Origin of the sequence: Dyella flagellata, assembly GCF_030160275.1 — a bacterium.
Lineage (GTDB): Bacteria > Pseudomonadota > Gammaproteobacteria > Xanthomonadales > Rhodanobacteraceae > Dyella_B > Dyella_B flagellata.
The window spans coordinates 111,443-127,040 of sequence record NZ_BSOA01000015.1 but is presented as its reverse complement, the minus strand read 5'-3'; the positions used below and the strand labels follow the sequence as shown (position 1 = coordinate 127,040).

The 15,598-nt window shown below is 58.7% G+C and carries 20 protein-coding genes; 14 read left to right on the top strand and 6 right to left on the bottom strand.

The annotated features are described in order from the left end of the window. Positions 1–52 precede the first annotated feature (52 nt). The 4 genes from QQJ96_RS09540 to QQJ96_RS09525 all read left to right on the top strand — a co-directional run bounded on the left by QQJ96_RS09540 (position 53) and on the right by QQJ96_RS09525 (position 2,030). Positions 53–556 carry a hypothetical protein gene (locus QQJ96_RS09540; RefSeq protein WP_284331759.1) on the top strand — a complete coding sequence of 168 codons (504 nt, stop codon included), beginning with the start codon at positions 53–55 and terminating at the stop codon, positions 554–556. 127 nt (positions 557–683) lie between these two features. Next, positions 684–1,007 carry a DHCW motif cupin fold protein gene (locus QQJ96_RS09535; protein ID WP_284331912.1) on the top strand — a complete coding sequence of 108 codons (324 nt, stop codon included), beginning with the start codon at positions 684–686 and terminating at the stop codon, positions 1,005–1,007. Between the two features lie 83 nt (positions 1,008–1,090). After that, positions 1,091–1,597: a hypothetical protein gene (locus QQJ96_RS09530; protein ID WP_284331758.1), complete on the top strand. Its 507-nt coding sequence runs from the start codon at positions 1,091–1,093 to the stop codon at positions 1,595–1,597. Between the two features lie 85 nt (positions 1,598–1,682). Further along, entirely contained in the window at positions 1,683–2,030 is a 348-nt protein-coding gene (locus tag QQJ96_RS09525; RefSeq protein WP_284331757.1) for a hypothetical protein, read from the top strand. A gap of 66 nt (positions 2,031–2,096) precedes the next feature. Here QQJ96_RS09525 and QQJ96_RS09520 read toward each other — a convergent pair whose 3' ends face one another. Then, positions 2,097–3,038 (bottom strand): helix-turn-helix transcriptional regulator, encoded by a 942-nt coding sequence (locus QQJ96_RS09520; RefSeq protein WP_284331756.1) that lies wholly within the window; start codon positions 3,036–3,038, stop codon positions 2,097–2,099. Between the two features lie 141 nt (positions 3,039–3,179). Here QQJ96_RS09520 and QQJ96_RS09515 point away from each other — a divergent pair, with 141 nt between their 5' ends. Next, a complete protein-coding gene (locus QQJ96_RS09515) occupies positions 3,180–3,701 on the top strand; it encodes a hypothetical protein (protein WP_284331755.1) in 522 nt (173 codons plus the stop codon). A 63-nt stretch (positions 3,702–3,764) separates the two neighbouring features. On the opposite strand, the gene QQJ96_RS09510 is transcribed toward QQJ96_RS09515, so the two are convergent. Continuing rightward, positions 3,765–4,388: a PadR family transcriptional regulator gene (locus tag QQJ96_RS09510; RefSeq protein WP_284331754.1), complete on the bottom strand. Its 624-nt coding sequence runs from the start codon at positions 4,386–4,388 to the stop codon at positions 3,765–3,767. A 95-nt stretch (positions 4,389–4,483) separates the two neighbouring features. Here QQJ96_RS09510 and QQJ96_RS09505 point away from each other — a divergent pair, with 95 nt between their 5' ends. The 3 genes from QQJ96_RS09505 (at position 4,484) to QQJ96_RS09495 (ending at position 7,343) form a co-directional block, all read left to right on the top strand. Beyond that, the gene (locus QQJ96_RS09505) at positions 4,484–5,698 is read left to right on the top strand and encodes an FAD-dependent oxidoreductase (RefSeq protein WP_284331753.1); all 1,215 of its coding nucleotides are present in this window, start codon (positions 4,484–4,486) and stop codon (positions 5,696–5,698) included. A 138-nt stretch (positions 5,699–5,836) separates the two neighbouring features. Then, a complete protein-coding gene (locus QQJ96_RS09500) occupies positions 5,837–6,613 on the top strand; it encodes a hypothetical protein (protein ID WP_284331752.1) in 777 nt (258 codons plus the stop codon). A gap of 151 nt (positions 6,614–6,764) precedes the next feature. Continuing rightward, positions 6,765–7,343 (top strand): methyltransferase family protein, encoded by a 579-nt coding sequence (locus QQJ96_RS09495; protein WP_284331751.1) that lies wholly within the window; start codon positions 6,765–6,767, stop codon positions 7,341–7,343. A gap of 17 nt (positions 7,344–7,360) precedes the next feature. On the opposite strand, the gene QQJ96_RS09490 is transcribed toward QQJ96_RS09495, so the two are convergent. The 4 genes from QQJ96_RS09490 to QQJ96_RS09475 all read right to left on the bottom strand — a co-directional run bounded on the left by QQJ96_RS09490 (position 7,361) and on the right by QQJ96_RS09475 (position 11,541). Beyond that, positions 7,361–8,908 carry a carboxylesterase/lipase family protein gene (locus tag QQJ96_RS09490; protein WP_284331750.1) on the bottom strand — a complete coding sequence of 516 codons (1,548 nt, stop codon included), beginning with the start codon at positions 8,906–8,908 and terminating at the stop codon, positions 7,361–7,363. 260 nt (positions 8,909–9,168) lie between these two features. After that, complete coding sequence (gene dbpA, locus QQJ96_RS09485; RefSeq protein WP_284331749.1) at positions 9,169–10,548, bottom strand: ATP-dependent RNA helicase DbpA; 1,380 nt, start codon at positions 10,546–10,548, stop codon at positions 9,169–9,171. Positions 10,549–10,593: 45 nt separating this feature from the next. Then, positions 10,594–11,088: a YaiI/YqxD family protein gene (locus QQJ96_RS09480; RefSeq protein ID WP_284331748.1), complete on the bottom strand. Its 495-nt coding sequence runs from the start codon at positions 11,086–11,088 to the stop codon at positions 10,594–10,596. 93 nt (positions 11,089–11,181) lie between these two features. Beyond that, the gene (locus tag QQJ96_RS09475) at positions 11,182–11,541 is read right to left on the bottom strand and encodes a YkgJ family cysteine cluster protein (protein ID WP_284331747.1); all 360 of its coding nucleotides are present in this window, start codon (positions 11,539–11,541) and stop codon (positions 11,182–11,184) included. A 243-nt stretch (positions 11,542–11,784) separates the two neighbouring features. On the opposite strand from QQJ96_RS09475, the gene QQJ96_RS09470 reads away from it, so the two are divergent. From QQJ96_RS09470 to QQJ96_RS09445, 6 genes are all read left to right on the top strand, one after another. Continuing rightward, positions 11,785–11,973 carry a hypothetical protein gene (locus QQJ96_RS09470; protein WP_284331746.1) on the top strand — a complete coding sequence of 63 codons (189 nt, stop codon included), beginning with the start codon at positions 11,785–11,787 and terminating at the stop codon, positions 11,971–11,973. Positions 11,974–12,174: 201 nt separating this feature from the next. Further along, positions 12,175–12,465 (top strand): hypothetical protein, encoded by a 291-nt coding sequence (locus QQJ96_RS09465; protein ID WP_284331745.1) that lies wholly within the window; start codon positions 12,175–12,177, stop codon positions 12,463–12,465. A gap of 100 nt (positions 12,466–12,565) precedes the next feature. Continuing rightward, on the top strand, positions 12,566–13,072 hold the full coding sequence (locus QQJ96_RS09460; protein ID WP_284331744.1) for a hypothetical protein: 507 nt from the start codon (positions 12,566–12,568) through the stop codon (positions 13,070–13,072). Between the two features lie 129 nt (positions 13,073–13,201). Then, positions 13,202–14,137, top strand: coding sequence for an energy transducer TonB (locus QQJ96_RS09455; RefSeq protein WP_284331743.1), 936 nt, complete (start codon positions 13,202–13,204; stop codon positions 14,135–14,137). A gap of 147 nt (positions 14,138–14,284) precedes the next feature. Beyond that, entirely contained in the window at positions 14,285–14,746 is a 462-nt protein-coding gene (locus tag QQJ96_RS09450) for a hypothetical protein (protein ID WP_284331742.1), read from the top strand. A 46-nt stretch (positions 14,747–14,792) separates the two neighbouring features. Further along, positions 14,793–15,593 carry an energy transducer TonB gene (locus QQJ96_RS09445; protein WP_284331741.1) on the top strand — a complete coding sequence of 267 codons (801 nt, stop codon included), beginning with the start codon at positions 14,793–14,795 and terminating at the stop codon, positions 15,591–15,593. The last annotated feature ends 5 nt before the right edge of the window (positions 15,594–15,598 follow it).

The following is a 15,598-nucleotide window of genomic DNA, read 5'->3' as shown; positions in this document are numbered from 1 at the left end:
TGCACATTATGAAAAACAAGGATTTGGGCGAAGTCTTACGGAAGGAAGAGATATGACGGACGTCGAACGTTTGACTGGTACCGCACGTCAGCGATATTCAGAGATGGATTTGGCCAATTTAAAAGAGATGTGGACCGCTGACGGCCGGGCGGAATGGGCTGAAGCCGCATTGCGCGACGAACTTCTAGAACGCGGGGTATCCGAGCAAGATCTCGATGTGATCGCTCGGAGTAGAGCTGAGATTGCCGCGAATGCGCCGCCGTCAGCGCGAACGACTCTTTGGAACTATGGAGTGGTTGGACGTATCCTCACATTGGCTGGCATGTTTGCATGGTTCTTCATTGGCCATGCTTTTGGGGCCTCGGACAAGGTGGGAGTAGCCGGGGCTTTGGTTGTGGTCGGCACTTACGTTTACGTATTGAGTCGCCGAACACAGAAACAAAAGGAGCACTCTACGGCGACCTCGACAATTTTTGCTATGAATTGGCAACTGACCGAGGCGTGGTTTCTTCTTATAGCCATCGGCATCGTTGCGATCGCGATATTCGTTGGGTGACGAGCTTGCACAGCAAGACCTTTCTGCTCAAAGGAAAGAGGCGCTTTGAGCCTCCACTTTCGAGCCATGGCAGACACTGGCACATTAGGTTTCCATTTCGTTACCTCACAAGGAGGTGCTCGTGAACATGACCGACATCCCATTCGGTACGACCGACTGGTCGTCTGTGGACGCAACCCAACATAAGGGTGAGTCCGGCTTCGCCTATTGGCGCACCCGGCAGTTCGGAAGCATGCGGGTTCGGATGATCGAATACACGCCCGGCTACCTTGCGGATCATTGGTGCGTCAAAGGCCACATCCTCCTGTGTATGGAAGGCGAGCTTCACACGGAACTCGAAGACGGTCGCAAGTTCACGCTAAGACCTGGCATGAGTTATCAAGTCGGCGACGGCGCGGAGCCACACAGGTCCTATACGGAAGTCGGCGCCAAGCTGTTTGTCGTCGACTAAGCTGTCGCGGCTTGGCTCCTGCGCCAAGCATTGCCGTCTCATTCGATCAGCGCCATACACTATAGCCAGCACAAGCCAAGGGAGTGTTTGTCATCGACATCGCAAGTGCGCTGCTAACCTTTGCACAGGTAGCCATCGGCCTCGCTGGTTTCTCGGCAATCCTGGTCGCCCTGAGCGGTAAACCCCACCAATGGACGGCAGTCGATGCGTTCCGAATCCGGAATATCCTCGCCTTCAGCTTCCAATCGGTCTTTCTGTCGCTTATACCCTTTGTACTGACGTTTTTCTCGTTGCCTGGGCCGACGGTGTGGCAAGTTTCGTTGCTCATACTCTCGACGACGACATTGGGAGATGTGCTGCTGACGCTTAGTGGCGTCTACCGGTTGTCGTCTGCCGAACGCGCCGTTTTGAACGTCATGGTGGTGTTCTCAGTGGTAGCTCTACTGTGCACCACGGCCGCATTCGAACTACTGGCAGCATTCGGTATCGCGCGTCCGGCATCAGGCGTTTATTTTCTTGGTCTGGTGGTTTTGTTGGGGATCTCGACGGTATTGGTGGCTAGGTTCCTGTTTGCCAGGCCGGCCGATTGACTATTCGCCAGGCGGCCGCTTGCGCTGCGAATAACAGACAGATGCATAATGAAGCGGACCACCCTGCTGCCAGGTGCCGAACCTCATGCGCTATCTGTCGCTACTCCTGCTAGGCCCTTGGCTCGTCATGTTGGCCTGGGCCTATTGGGTGGTGGAAAAGCGCTTTCGTGTCACATGGCAGCTCAAGCTCTATGACGTCATGGTGGTTCTCATGGCCCTTGGCGTCGCCTGCGGAAGCGCCCTGGTGGCTTTTGACGACATCGCCATTCAGAACGTAGGTGGCTTTGGACGGGAAAGTGGCGGCATTTGGAAACAGGTCATGCCCGCGCTCTACGGTTACGGCGCTTTTGCGGCAGTGATGGTGCTGGGCATCGTGATGCGACTCTTCCTGCGAAGACACGAAAGCCATTTCGTCGCTCAAAAGAGAGGATAGAGAAGAGTGGCGCTGCACGGCTCGACGAGTCGTGAAGCAAGGCGCTTTCGCCCGGACAGGCGGCCATCAAGCCATGGCCAGGCGGCCGGCCAACTTTTGCAGGGCATCCCGCAGTAGCACGGGACTGTTCACGCGAAATCCGAATGGCAAACGAGCCAGCTCACGCGCGAGCCAGTCCAGGTCATCGACCTGGCTGCGCATCAATACACCGCGCTCGATCGGTTCGAATACGCCGATGGCGTTGCCAAGGTTGTTCATGGCGTGTGGCAGGTCCGTAAACAGCTCCACTTCGGCCAGATAGGTCCGCGGCTGGGTGGCGAGGCTGTCGGCAAGATGGGCAAGGGTGTCGAAGTGGGCTGGGCGTTCAAAGCCGTTGGGCAACTGGGATACGGCGGTGATGCGATCCAACCGGAATGAGCGCAGCTCTTGACGAAGGTGGCAGCGCCCGACGAGATACCAATAGCCATGGCGATGACCGATCCCAAACGGGTCGACGTCTCGCTCGGTGTGCTCATCTTGGGGCGAGCGATAACTCAAGCGGACCTGCTGACGTTCCTGCGCGGCCTTGCTCAGCTGCATGAGCAGGGTGCTGTTTACGTCGGGAGCAGGGCGCCCGCCTTCCAGGCTGACGGTTTCGGTCAACGCACGCACTTGCTGTTGCAGTCGCTCGGGCATCACCCGCTCAAGCTTGGCTTGCGCGCTGGCAGCCACCGCACCGGCATGGGTCATGCCCAACCTTTGGGCAGCGAGCAGGCCTACCGAAAGCGCCAGCGCTTCGTCATCACTGAACATCATGGGCGGCAATTTGAAGCCGGGCACCAGCATGTAGGCGCCGTGACGCCCGCGCTCGGTCGTAATCGGAATGCCGATTTCCTCAAGAATGGCGATGTAGCGGCGCAGGGTGCGAGGATGGATAGCCAACCGACGTGCCAGTTCGCTACCGCTGATTCTTCGGTGCGCTTGCAACAACTCCAGAACCGCCAGGGCTCGGCTAGTCGGGTGGTACATGCAAAGGTCCCGGGCAGGTAATTAGGACGGAAATTGCCCTAATGGCTGCCTAGCATGCAGGCGTCCTGTGGCTACCGCAAGCGAGCCATGCTCCAGTGCCGGCGGCCACTTATCGCTTTTCGCCAATGGAAGGAACTCCCTGTGAAAGCTTTCGCTTACGTTTGTGCCGCCTTGTTGGCCTTGAGCTTAGGCTCCCCGGCCGTCAAGGCTGCAGCCGACAATCCTCGCTGCGCCGACGCTGCCCACCGGCAATTCGATTTCTTTGCCGGCAACTGGGACGCTTATGACAGCGCCGGCAAGCTGCTTGGCCACAATCGCGTCGAAAAGGCCCATGACGGCTGCGTGCTGATCGAGCATTGGAGCGGTGTGGAAGGGGAGAGCGGCACCAGCCTCAACATCTATGACGCCAACCGCAAGGTCTGGAACGAGACCTGGGCGAGCAGCCACGGCACGCTGCTGACCATCGAGGGAGGCATGCGCGGCAAGCAAATGGTGATGATCGGCACGCATGTTGAAGACGATGGACGCGTTACCCTGCATCGCAATATCTGGACGCCGCTGCCGGACGGCGTGCATCAGGTTTGGGATTATTCGGTCGACGGCGGACAGACCTGGATCGTCAACTATGACGGCTATCTGCGGCCGGCCAAGGCCGCACGCTAAGGACAAACGCGACGTCTTTCCTTGAGGTGCCCAAACAGGCCGACATGAGGCCTGGGTATCCGATCAATCAAGCTGGCCGGTTTCAAACTGAGCGGCCAGCTTGCGCAGCCACTTCTCGTTCCAGGTCATCTCTCCGGATTCCAGCTCGGCAATCAGCCCGTCCAGCCATTTGATCTCGGCTTTCAGCAGCACTTGCTTGTATTCGTCATCCAGCAGGAACAGCCGCGGCAACCCCTTGCCCAGCAGTTCCTTCAGGTGGCCTGATGCATCGGTCCATTGCTGCTTTTGGGTTTCACGTCGTCGGCGCAATTGCGTAAGCACCACCTCCGGCGAAAGCGCCATCACCGTAGCCAGCGCGGCTGGAAATTCGTTGAACTCGGGCCGCGGCTCGCCCAGCATGCTTTCCAGCCAGGCGTGGAAAGTCTTCTTGCCCAGCGGCGTGATCTCATAAACCACCCGCTCCGGCCGGCCTTCTCCCTGTTGCGTTTCGCGTACCTGTATCAGTTCGGCCGCCTGCAGCTGGGCAATGGTCTGATAGACGCTGTTGCGTTGGGCCACGTTGACCACCTTGCCCTTGCCCCGCTGCTTGATCAGCTCATGCATGCGATACGCGTGCGAGGGGGCTTCCGCGACAAAAGCGAGGATCACCATCGCCAGGGGCGATCGCTGTCGAGGGCGAGTTTTCAAGTGCGCGTCCTGAGGCCTGGGGCAGCGGGCATCTTGCGTTCATAGTCATAATATGTCTATATAGTCATACTATGACCAAACTGGAGGGCAGGCGCATGGCTGCCATAAAACACGCACTCGTCATCGGGGGTGGCATCGCCGGCCCGGCAGTGGCGCTGGCGTTGGCCAAAGCCGGTATCCGTTCGACGATCTACGAATCGCATCCCGTCGGGGCGGACGGGCTGGGCGGCAGCTTGATGTTGGCCCCCAACGGTCTTGCGGCGCTAAAAGTCATCGGCCTGGATGCCGAGCAGTTGGCGCTCGGCCAACCCATCGCGCATATGGCCATTGCAAACAGCCGTGGGAAAATCCTCAGCCGTTTCAGCGGGCTCAACGGCATGCAGCCCAGTCGGGTGATGTGGCGAGCCGAACTCTACAAAGTACTGCGCGATGCGGTGGAAGATGCCGGCATACCCGTGGTGTATGGAAAGCGGCTGATCGAGGCAAGCGAGACGGCCAGTGGTGTACGTGCGCAGTTTACCGATGGCAGCAAAGCCCAAGGCGATATCCTGGTCGGGGCGGATGGCATTCGCTCTGCCGTGCGCGAGCTGATCGATCCGAACGCACCCATCCCGCACTATGCAGGCCATTTGGGATTCGGAGGCTGGGCGCCGCACGGCACGGTTGATAGCGCTCCTGGCACCATGACCTTTGTATTCGGGAAGCGCGGCTTTTTCGGTTATTGGCCGGACGCGGATCAAGGAATCTGCTGGTTCGGCAGTCTTCCGCACGATGTGCCGCTATCCACGGCAGAGGTGTGCAAGATGCCTGCTTCGCATTGGATGAATCGGCTGCGTGAGCTTTATCGCGACGACCAGCCGGCACAGGCCTTTTTAAGACACGTGGAACCCCATCAGCTGTTCGCTGCCGGCGCTAGCGAATGGATGCCGCCGGTTCCTCACTGGCATAGTGAAACAATGGTGCTGGTGGGCGATGCGGTGCATGCGCCGTCATCCAGTTCCGGGCAGGGAGCCTCGCTGGCGATAGAAAGCGCGGTGCAACTTGCGCGTTGCTTGCGCGATATTCCCACGCCCTCAGCGGCGTTCGCCGCTTATGAACAGCTGCGGCGCGCGCGCGTGGAAGCAGTGGCAGCCAGTGCCGCCAGGACCAATAGCCAGAAAGCCTCGGGGCCGTTCGCCAAGGCGTTGATGCACATCATCATGCCGATTGCATTGAAGACGTTCTTCAATCCGGCCAAGGTGTTCGCTGCGCAGCACGGCTATCGGATCGATTGGAATGCTCTTGCGCTGCCTTGCCCACATGATTTCTAAATAATTCGCAAAATCATGTAGTTACAAGCGACTGCAGCGGTGCCATGAATTGCGCGCATACTGGACCGGCTTCGTCCGCCCGAAGTGATCAGGGGCCTCAACTCAACCGTGCAGGGCACAGCCCTAAGCGAGGTTCTCATGAACACCACCACACCCTGGCTAGCGTTGTCGTTCACGCTGTTATGTGCCACCGGAATCCAGGCCGCGGACACCAGCGCTCCAACCATCATACGGGACTACACCGATATCGTGGCTCCCGCCGATCAGCAGGCCTATGAAGCGGGCGTCAAAAATTTCAACCAATGCCTGCATCAACATGGCTTCAAGTTCACGTGGAAGGCTTGGGTACATGAGACGGGAAACACCTATAAATACTCGTATGTCTCGGACCCGCTCTCTTGGGAAAGCTTTGATGCGATGAACACGGCGGGCAAGGCCTGCGACCCGACGCTCAGGACGGCCGTAAACCCACATCTGAAAAGCGAGACCAGCTCGTTTTTGGAGGTGATGCCGGAATTGAGCCATATGCCCAAGGCCGCAGACCCTGCATCAGCCCTGATTGAAGTCACGTTCTTCAAGCTCAAGCCCGGCCATGAGGCGGCCGAAGCGTTTGTAGCCGCCGCCAAGAAAATCGCGGCTGCCGCCGACAAGTCCAACTGGGCCTTCAACTACACGATCGGAAGAGTTCGAGAGGGAGACGAAGGCGCACCCGACTTCATCCTGGTAGGCCCCGCCAAAAGCTGGGCGGATCTCGGCAAAGAACCCGACCCCAGCGTGTGGAAGATGGTCGAGAACGTATACGGAAAGGAGGCCGGGCAGGCCATTCGCAAATCCGTCAACGAGGCTCTCCAAAGCGTTTCGTCACACGTAGACAGCTACAGCGCCGACCTGACGTACACGGCGGCTGGCAAGTAAAAGGCAGCCCCAAAGGATGGGGTGGATCAGATTCACTTCCCAGGTCGGAAGTGAATCTGGCTTCATTTCCGTTTGCGCCTGACAAACATCACTCGACCCTGGCATGGTCGCGGCCTATCTTGAAAGCATCGCCTTTCCAGAGATAGCCCCGATGTCGTTTCCATTTGACTACGCCATCTCGCTCATCTGGCTGGCCTGGCTGATCTACTGGTGGGTCAGTTCTTGTGGCACGAAAGCAGCTGCGCGTGTGGATAGCTGGGGGACGTTACTGGTGTACCGGGTACCCTTGGTGATCGGCGTCCTGCTGATGCTTGCCGTCGCGCCGGGGCGTTGGTGGCCGTGGCTGCTGCAGCCCTTTCTACCGGTCGAGGCGGCACTGGCTTGGATCGGAATGGTCCTTTTGCTGCTGGGCTTGGCCTTCGCCTGTTGGGCACGCGTGGTGCTGGGGCGCAACTGGAGCGCCACGGTGCAGCTGAAGCAGGACCACGAGCTGGTAACGGCCGGCCCGTATCACTGGGTGCGTCACCCGATCTACACCGGCGTGTTATTGGGATTGCTCGGCACCGCTCTGGTTAGGGATCAATGGCGTTGCCTGCTTGCGCTGGCCATCATTGCCGCAGCGTTCTGGTACAAGCTGCGGCACGAAGAAGCGTGGATGCGCGAGCAGTTCGGTACGGCGTACGTGGATTACATGCGCCGGACCAAGGCCTTGATCCCGGGTGTCCTGTAGGGCTGTCGCAGACTCGACTAGAGGTGCGCGTCAGGATCGATGCGTTGCAGAAATTCATAGCGCGCAGCGCTATGGTCTATAAGCTCGTGCGTGTCCGCGCCGATCACCTGCCGCAAGAGGCCACCATTCTTGCTTGCGACGGCCGGCCAAGCCGGTAGTCCCGCGCCATTGGGATTGCCGGTCTTGATGAAGTTGGCCCAGTAGCCTTGCATGAGATCGGAAACCTGGTGGTCGGCGGGAGTCCAGGCATAGACGTGGTTGCTGGATAGATTGCCCAGCGCGTATTCGATCTCGCCGCTATGCACCGCTCCTGCATCCGGGCCAGCGCTGCCATCCAGCTTGGCTGGGCGCGCCTGGGTGAAATAGTAGTAATACACCGGGGCTCGTCCGGTCTGGCGTTGCAGTTTCATCCAGCGCCAGGTAGCCGAAGCGATGAACTGGTCGCCTGCGACGGCCGTGCCAGAAGCCTTGATTTCCGCTTCGGTGCGGCCCGGATAGAGCTTCAATGCCTCGGCCGCATGCACGCCGAAGCGCTTTTCCATGGCGGCGCGATAGTTCGCGGGCGTAGGCGCCTGGTCGTCAAGCACGCTGGGGTAATCTCCTTCCTGCGAATTGGAGCCTAGCAGCAGCGGAATATGCGCCTGCGCACCGGCCTGGTAGATGTCCTCCGGCGATCGAGGCAGGAAATAACCGTCGACGGTAGGGTAGAACTCGGGCACCTCCTTCTCGCCGGCGGCCTTGAGCAGCACATCGGCACTCATGGCGCGCAACTGCTCCGGCGAGTGCGCACCGACGCGCTGCTGGAAAGCCTCGCCTTGCTGCTTGGCCAAGGCCAAGGGTCTTGGTTTGAGATTGCCGAGGATGGAGCCGCTCTCACCGATGGCACGCTGCATCAAACCCTTCGACAACGGTGAGGCCATCTGCGCCGACACCGACATGGAGCCGGCCGATTCCCCGCCGATGGTGACCTGATCCGGATCGCCGCCAAAAGCGGCGATGTTGCGCTGAACCCAACGCAGGGCAGCATTCTGGTCGAGCAGGCCATAGTTGCCGGTGGCGTGTTGTGGCGACTCGGCGGCCAGCGCCGGCAACGCAAGGAAACCGAACACATCCAGGCGATAGTTCACCGTGACGGTGACGATCCCTCGTTGGGCGAGACTGGCCCCGTCGTAGCGGTATTCCGAACCGTCGCCACCGGAGAAGCCACCGCCATAGAAGTACACCAGCACCGGCAACTTCTCGTTCGGCTGGCGCGCGGGCGTCCATATATTGAGATACAGGCAGTTTTCGCTCATGCCGTTGGAGCGAAACATCATGTCACTGAAGATCGGGCGCTGCATGCAGCGTGGACCGAACTGTTCGGCCTGCCGTGTCCCTGCCCATGCGGTTACGGGTTGCGGCGGCTTCCAACGCAATGGCCCGACGGGAGGCGCGGCATACGGGATGCCTTTGAATTCGTTCAAGCCAGTCTTGCTGTCATGAACGCCCGACAGCTTGCCGGTGGCGATGGTTGCGACGGGTGGCGAGTCGGAAGCCGTGGCGGAAGTGGCGAGTGCAATAGCCATGGCGGGAAGGATGCAGCGTATACGCATAAAGACAGTGAGCATGGATCAGGTCTTCGTATCGATTGCGTGGAGTCTTCTCGCAAGGACTATAGCCTTTTTGACCAGGGCATCTCCAGCGGTCGGTCAATCAGTATGTGTGTGGGACGCGTAGGCTGGGATGACAATCCCAGCTCTCGATGACGCGCCCGGCATCCGATGCTGGGATTGTCATCCCAGCCTACCTACGGTTGAGCTGTGCGGATCAGTACCCATCAGTAGCATCAATGCAGCGACCGGACTCGCAAATTGCGCCCTTTGATCTTGCCTGCACGCAAGCGCTCCAATGCCCTGTTCGCCAGCGATCGAGTGATTGCCACATAAGCGCGCGTGGCGAACACGTCGATCTTGCCGACGTCGTCCGCCTTGAGTCCGGCGTCGCCGGTCAGTGCACCGAGAATGTCGCCGGGGCGTAGCTTGTCCTGCCGCCCGGCATCGATGACCAAGGTCTTCATTGGCGCAAGGTTCAGCGTCTTGCCACGCGGTGGCGAAATCTTCAGCGGATGCCAGGCCAGCGGCCGGCCGAGCACCTGCTCGATGTTTTCGGCCTTGGGTTGTTCGCGCGGCGTGCATAGCGTTATCGCCAAGCCCGTTTGACCGGCGCGGCCGGTGCGGCCGATGCGATGCGTATGCGTATCGGGATCGTGGGCAACGTCGTAGCTGATCACCAGCGGCAGTGCGGTGATGTCCAGCCCGCGCGCCGCGACATCGGTGGCAATCAGTACGGAGCAGCTGCGATTGGCGAACTGCACCAGCACTTCGTCGCGATCGCGCTGTTCCATGTCGCCATGCAAGGCCAGCGCGGAAAATCCGCGGCGGTCCAGCTCTTCCGCCACCGCGTCTACATCGCGGCGCATATTGCAGAACACCAGCGCATGCTGGCCGCGTTCGCCGGTAAGCAGCTGGGCCAACGCATCGAGCTTGCGGTTGGGATCTACGTCGATGAATTGCTGCTCGATCGCGGGCTTGGTGTCGGTAGGTGCTTCTACGGTGATTTCGACGGGGTTGCGCTGTAGACGTCGACTCACTTCGCGGATCTCGTCCGGGTAGGTGGCCGAGAACAACAGGGTCTGGTGATGCTTGGCGATGCGCCCGACGATGTCGTCGATGGCTTCGCTGAAGCCCATGTCCAGCATGCGGTCGGCCTCGTCCAGCACCAGCACCTTGATGCCGCCGCCGTGCAGGCTGCCGCGCTTGAGGTGTTCCTGTACACGACCGGGCGTGCCGACCACGATATGCGGATCGTGTGTCAGCGAGGCCAGCTGCGGTCCCAAAGGCATGCCGCCGCACAAGGTCAGCAGCTTGACGTTGGGGATGTTCGCGGCGAGCTTGCGAATGGCCTTGCTCACCTGGTCGGCGAGCTCGCGCGTTGGGCACAGTACCAGCGCTTGCAAGCGGATCGTTTCCACTCCCAGCGACTGCAGCAGGCTCAGTCCGAACGCGGCGGTCTTGCCGCTGCCGGTCTGCGCCTGGGCGATCACATCGCGCCCTTCGAGCATGGCCGGAAGGCTTTGCGCCTGGATGGGCGTCATCTCGCTGTAGCCCAGTGTTTCGACACTGGTGAGCAGGGCGGGCTTGAGGGGAAGCGTGTTAAAGGCGGTCATGCGACATGATCGCACAATCGGGCTTTTCATCCCCGAGAGCTTGCTTCACTCCTTTGAGGAAGTGCTTTGCTTCGTGACTTGCGATAGCCAGCGATCAAGCTGGTTGGCAAAGGACTGCCGGTCACGCATATGAAAGGCTGACGGGCCGCCAGTTTGAACGCCGGCCCCGCGCAGTTCCTCCATGAAGTTGCGCATCGACAAGCGTTCGGCCATGTTTTCGGGCGTATAGCGTTCACCGCGCGGATTGATCGCTATGCCGCCCTTGTCGATCACGCGCGCGGCGAGCGGAATGTCCTGCGTAACGACAAGATCGCCGGCCTGCATACGCGCGACAATTTCGTTATCCGCCTCGTCAAACCCGCCCCGCACCGTAAGGGCGCGGATATAGCGCGACGTGGGACGCGGTAGCGCATGATTGGCGATCAGCGTCACATGAATCTTTGCTCGCTCGGCGGCGCGGAACAGGATCTCTTTGATCACACCGGGGCAGGCGTCGCCATCCACCCATATTTGTGGGCCAGTGGTGTCGGGCGAATTCATGCGAGACCTTTGGTCGCCAAGAGACAGTGACTCACTATATGCAAGGGAGGTGATTTTACCTGGCGCCGAAGGGAACTTGCTCTTGGCCGGGAGCTACTTGGCAACTTTGGTAGCGCCGTTTCCATTCGAAGCCTGCTTGGCGTAATCGGAACGAACCGCCCTGCAATACGGGCCGTTCATGACGAATCGTCGACAGGTACTTGGGCGACTCTCGTAAATGCCGCAGTTCATGTGGTTGCGGTCTAGCGCTACACACCATCCGTCTTCGCCGTGTGCCATCACGTGAACACCGTTGGGAAGATAGGTGGTGTACTCAGGAGGAATATGGTCTTCCGGCGTCAAGACGACGGTCAGGCGACAGCACACCGCTGCGCAGCTCTCGCAATGAGCTGCTTTCTTATCTTTCCGCCCGGGCGGGATAGGGTCTGAGGGACGAGTGGAACAGTCTGGCATTAGTGCTCTGGTGGAGCGCCGCCTCTTGGCCGAGGCGGTTCGTGAGGAAGCGTGGCGTACAACTGCTGAACGGCGACGCGAAACGCGGGAAACAAGCTAAGTCAAGCCAACTATAGTACACCAAGGAAACAACTGGGATTGTGTACTGCCGAAGCCTCTTGGTTATGGGAAAGGAGGGCCCTGCACAGCCGACGGTTTAGGAGTATGGTGACTAATCCAGTCATCACCCGCCCAGGTGCCCGAATGAACGACACACCACGCCCCCTTTCGGTAGCGACCATTCATTCGATTTATTCCGGCAAGAAGATCACGTCTGTCGTCGAGCAAGCCAAGCATTTCAAGTCGACGAACAGCTTTGCCCGTGATGTTTCGCATTCCGGCCAGGCGCCCGAAAAGGCCAAGGTGGAAAAGAAGCGGCCGGATCGCCCGTGACGTTTTCTTTTACTGTCATGTCGGGTAAGTGAAGCATGCCTTGACGGGACGTGCGGCGTGCCATGTGCGCGAGTATGAGAGTCGTCGCGCATAAATAATTTGCTTGCCATAGACGATGCTTACGTCCAGCCGGCGCGGCAACGTCCGTTAAGGCAAAGCCAAACGTAGGATGATGACGACTTGACAGGGACAGGGGAAGGAATGAGTGCAGGTCGTTTGGCCAATTTGGCTCTAGTACTCGCAGTCGCCGGTTGGCTGGCGGCGTTCTGCGGCACCACGGCCGTGTTAGGGGATCCAGCGCCGACGATTCCGCGTTCAGTCATTGAGGCTCAGCGGCACCTCAGCACCAGTGTCATGCTGCTTGGGGTCTTAGGCATCCTCAGCTCGCTTTGGCTCTCGGGGCGCAGCTTTCCGGAAGCCAAAAAGCGTTCGATCTTGGTGATCGCATTGATTGCGGTTCCGGCCGCTGCCGTGGCCGTAAGCTTGTACTGATTGCGCACAAATGGCCAATGTTCGCTTCTGACCTGAGGAAAAATAGGACGTCCTGCACCGGGCGGCCATTTCCCAGTCGTTTCATTAGAGAGTCGTGAACATGCCTTCCAAGGATGTTGCCAAAGAACTATCGCGCCGCTTCTGCGATCCCTCACATTTGACCCGCATGGCCTGCTGCTTGCCGCTAGCAATACTGACCAGTGCCGTGGTGGCAAAACCATCGGTTTGTTGGGTCGATAACGTGATCCGCATCGGACAGGATGTTGAGCTCCAATTCGTTGCGGACGGCGGCGTTCTCGTGCGAATCCAGGAAGCAGGTAAGGAAATGGCGCCAACGGATCGCGTCTATCGTGAGATAGGTGACCGGATGCATCGCCTATACCCAGGTGCCATGCAACCCGAGGCAGTAGTGTCCAAGGTCATTCTGTCTGATGGCGAAGCTGCCTGGGTAAGCACCGGATTGCATGGTGCTTGCACCTTGACGCCGACGCACAAGGGCGCGAGTTTGGGCGTGATGGCGACAGCCACGATGAGCATGGGCGGTCTACCGCCCCAGGTGACGTCCCAATTCATTGCAGCGGGGGAGGGGAGGGATGTGACGCCATGAGGTTTTCCGGACTTTGCTCGTCACTCCCATTTGGTTGAGCTGCTGGCCCGGCAGTTCGCGGTTTCGCTACCATGACACTTAGAGAGAGCCTGGCGGGTGGCTTTTTTGGCGGCTCCGTCAACCCGAATCATGGCTGGTCGTACAGGGGAAAATATGGATAACCGTCTCGTCAAGGTCATAGCCTTGTTGGTTTGCGTGTCTTCGGCGCATGCGTCAGACGCCGCGGCGCCCTCTCATGCTTCGGTGCTGAAGGCAAATCTTCAATACCCGGCCGATGCGGTCAAATCGCACCATGAAGGTGTTGCCATGGTGCTAGCGCATGTCGATGCGAGCGGTCAGGTTGCGGAAGCGCGCCTAGATAAGACCAGCGGCTTTCCCGAACTCGACCAGGCCGCGCTGTCCAGCGTCAAGGCATGGTCATTCAACCCGGCCACCCATGATGGCCGGCCGGTGGATGAATGGGTGACGTTGCCGGTGAGCCTCAAGCTCCAGGCGACGCCTTCCGCCTCGCCGATGCCTACGCCCCTTGAGCAGGCAAAGCTGCGGGAATGGATACGAGCCCAAGCCAATCCATCGCAGGAATTTGGATTTCTGTTCGAATGCAAGGGTGGCGATGGAAAATTCTCCACGACGCGCATCCTTGGGCGGGATTGCGTCGTGCACGAACAGCTAGGGCCGTACGTGGTGCTGTCCGATTCACCAACGGATGGCTGGCGCAAGGTTCAGACAACTTCACAAGCCGACTTCTACCTAGACAACAGCAGCTTTTCCTACATCGACGCACAGGCTACGCCAAAGCTGGGGGCGGGGCTATCAGCCTGGTTCAAAATGGTATATCGCAAGCCGCAGGTTGTTACACGCAGCACCAAAAAAGAGACGTTTACGACACGCATCATGTCCTTGAGCTATGGATGCAAGGGCAATAGGCTGGATTACGGCGTCGAGTGGTTATACGACGCTGATGGAAAGCTGGTTGACGCCTACCCACCATCCCCAACCATGATTCTGCAACCGCAGGATCCAATGGCACAGGTATTGAGCTCCTATTGCAGGGCTGGCACCTAGAAATATTCGCGCGGCGGCAAGGGTGGATCGATCGGCTGAAACTGCAATGCATAGCGTTCAGTTTTGCTTGAACTTTGGAGAAGCCATGGACGACTTGATATGTGTGAACTTGGGTTTGCTATAAGAACGCTGGATGACGGGGAAAACATGTCGCACAATCCATACGCCGCCCCGGCGGCAACGCTCGAGCGGTCGGAGTCTGCCAGTATCGCTCTCTATTCACCCATGCAAGCGGCCATGGGCGCGTTTTTAGGTGGTCCGGTTGGGCTTATCTACTTCCTGCGGCATAACTTCACTGCACTGGGAAACAAGTTCGCTGCGCGAATGTGCTTGATTGCCGGTGCGCTGCTGATTGTGGCTCTTGTGATCGTTTTACCGCTGTTGCCAGGCAAGTTTCCAAGCACGCCACTGACTGTTGCTTACGTGGTTATCGCTCGATACATTGCCACGAACTATCAGGCCTCTAAGCAGACGATTGCCGAATCCACTCGATACATTTTCAAGTCCAATTGGAATGTATTGGGTGCAGGACTGCTTTGCCTCCTTGTTTCCGTCATTGTGCTCGTCGGTCTGTATTGGGTGTTTCATCCCTCGGCAATGCACGCCTGAAGTCCTGGAGAGCGGGAAGTGAATTGAGCGCTAAACAGGAATTTACATGTTCAAAATAAGTCGACTAACTGCGATCACGTTGCCATTTTTTCTGGTCTTGCAGATGGCTACTACGCAGATCGCGTTTGCATTTCAGGACACGCAGAGTCAAGAAATCACACAACATGATCAGCTCACAAATGCGTATGTAGCGGCGATAACCCACGAAGTCATGTCCCATTGGCATCCCGACCCAGGCTTGGTGGGTGCGTGTGTGGTTGAAGTCACACAAAAGCCAGGTGGTGTGGTTGTGCAGGCAGCGCTTCTTCCATACTGCCGGTATAACGACATTGAAAAGCAACGAATGGTCAAGGCGATCATGGATTCGTCGCCGCTACCTTACAAAGGTTTCGAAGCTGCCTTTCGGGCTAAGCTAGACATAAACTTTGTACCCGATTCGAGTAGTTCGTCATCCACGCCTTGCCACGTTGGTCCTACGCTCAAAGCTTGCCAGAAGGCCAAGATAGATGAGCTGTTCAAAAAGTTGGACGAAGCTCAGGCGCAGATGAAAGCCAAAGAGCTGGCTGCCAGATACGTGGAGACCATTGGTCAGGCCGTTCGAAGCCAATTCGTGCGGCCGGAATTCATGCCCCAGGTACCATGTCTCGTAAAAGTCGTCCAAAGACCCGGTGGCTGGGTCGTAAGCGCTGCTGTGGATCAATCGTGCCCTTATGACACGACAAGTAGGCGTGCTGTGGAAGGCGCAGTCCTACGGGCGCAACCGCTTCCGTATAAAGGCTTTGAATCGGTATTCTCACCCGTCCTCGAATTTTCGTTCGATCCCAAGTTCCGGGGCGTTGGCAAATAGGTCGA

What these genes read in the sequence shown, in the direction of transcription:
- QQJ96_RS09470 (WP_284331746.1), top strand. Translation starts at nt 11,785, where the DNA reads ATGAACGACACACCACGCCCCCTTTCGGTAGCGACCATTCATTCGATT.
- QQJ96_RS09495 (WP_284331751.1), top strand. Translation starts at nt 6,765, where the DNA reads ATGTCGTTTCCATTTGACTACGCCATCTCGCTCATCTGGCTGGCCTGG.
- QQJ96_RS09475 (WP_284331747.1), bottom strand. Translation starts at nt 11,541, where the DNA reads ATGCCAGACTGTTCCACTCGTCCCTCAGACCCTATCCCGCCCGGGCGG.
- dbpA (WP_284331749.1), bottom strand. Translation starts at nt 10,548, where the DNA reads ATGACCGCCTTTAACACGCTTCCCCTCAAGCCCGCCCTGCTCACCAGT.
- QQJ96_RS09480 (WP_284331748.1), bottom strand. Translation starts at nt 11,088, where the DNA reads ATGAATTCGCCCGACACCACTGGCCCACAAATATGGGTGGATGGCGAC.
- QQJ96_RS09520 (WP_284331756.1), bottom strand. Translation starts at nt 3,038, where the DNA reads ATGTACCACCCGACTAGCCGAGCCCTGGCGGTTCTGGAGTTGTTGCAA.
- QQJ96_RS09445 (WP_284331741.1), top strand. Translation starts at nt 14,793, where the DNA reads ATGTTCAAAATAAGTCGACTAACTGCGATCACGTTGCCATTTTTTCTG.
- QQJ96_RS09450 (WP_284331742.1), top strand. Translation starts at nt 14,285, where the DNA reads ATGTCGCACAATCCATACGCCGCCCCGGCGGCAACGCTCGAGCGGTCG.
- QQJ96_RS09490 (WP_284331750.1), bottom strand. Translation starts at nt 8,908, where the DNA reads ATGGCTATTGCACTCGCCACTTCCGCCACGGCTTCCGACTCGCCACCC.
- QQJ96_RS09465 (WP_284331745.1), top strand. Translation starts at nt 12,175, where the DNA reads ATGAGTGCAGGTCGTTTGGCCAATTTGGCTCTAGTACTCGCAGTCGCC.
- QQJ96_RS09455 (WP_284331743.1), top strand. Translation starts at nt 13,202, where the DNA reads ATGGCTGGTCGTACAGGGGAAAATATGGATAACCGTCTCGTCAAGGTC.
- QQJ96_RS09500 (WP_284331752.1), top strand. Translation starts at nt 5,837, where the DNA reads ATGAACACCACCACACCCTGGCTAGCGTTGTCGTTCACGCTGTTATGT.
- QQJ96_RS09460 (WP_284331744.1), top strand. Translation starts at nt 12,566, where the DNA reads ATGCCTTCCAAGGATGTTGCCAAAGAACTATCGCGCCGCTTCTGCGAT.
- QQJ96_RS09505 (WP_284331753.1), top strand. Translation starts at nt 4,484, where the DNA reads ATGGCTGCCATAAAACACGCACTCGTCATCGGGGGTGGCATCGCCGGC.
- QQJ96_RS09540 (WP_284331759.1), top strand. Translation starts at nt 53, where the DNA reads ATGACGGACGTCGAACGTTTGACTGGTACCGCACGTCAGCGATATTCA.
- QQJ96_RS09525 (WP_284331757.1), top strand. Translation starts at nt 1,683, where the DNA reads ATGCGCTATCTGTCGCTACTCCTGCTAGGCCCTTGGCTCGTCATGTTG.
- QQJ96_RS09535 (WP_284331912.1), top strand. Translation starts at nt 684, where the DNA reads ATGACCGACATCCCATTCGGTACGACCGACTGGTCGTCTGTGGACGCA.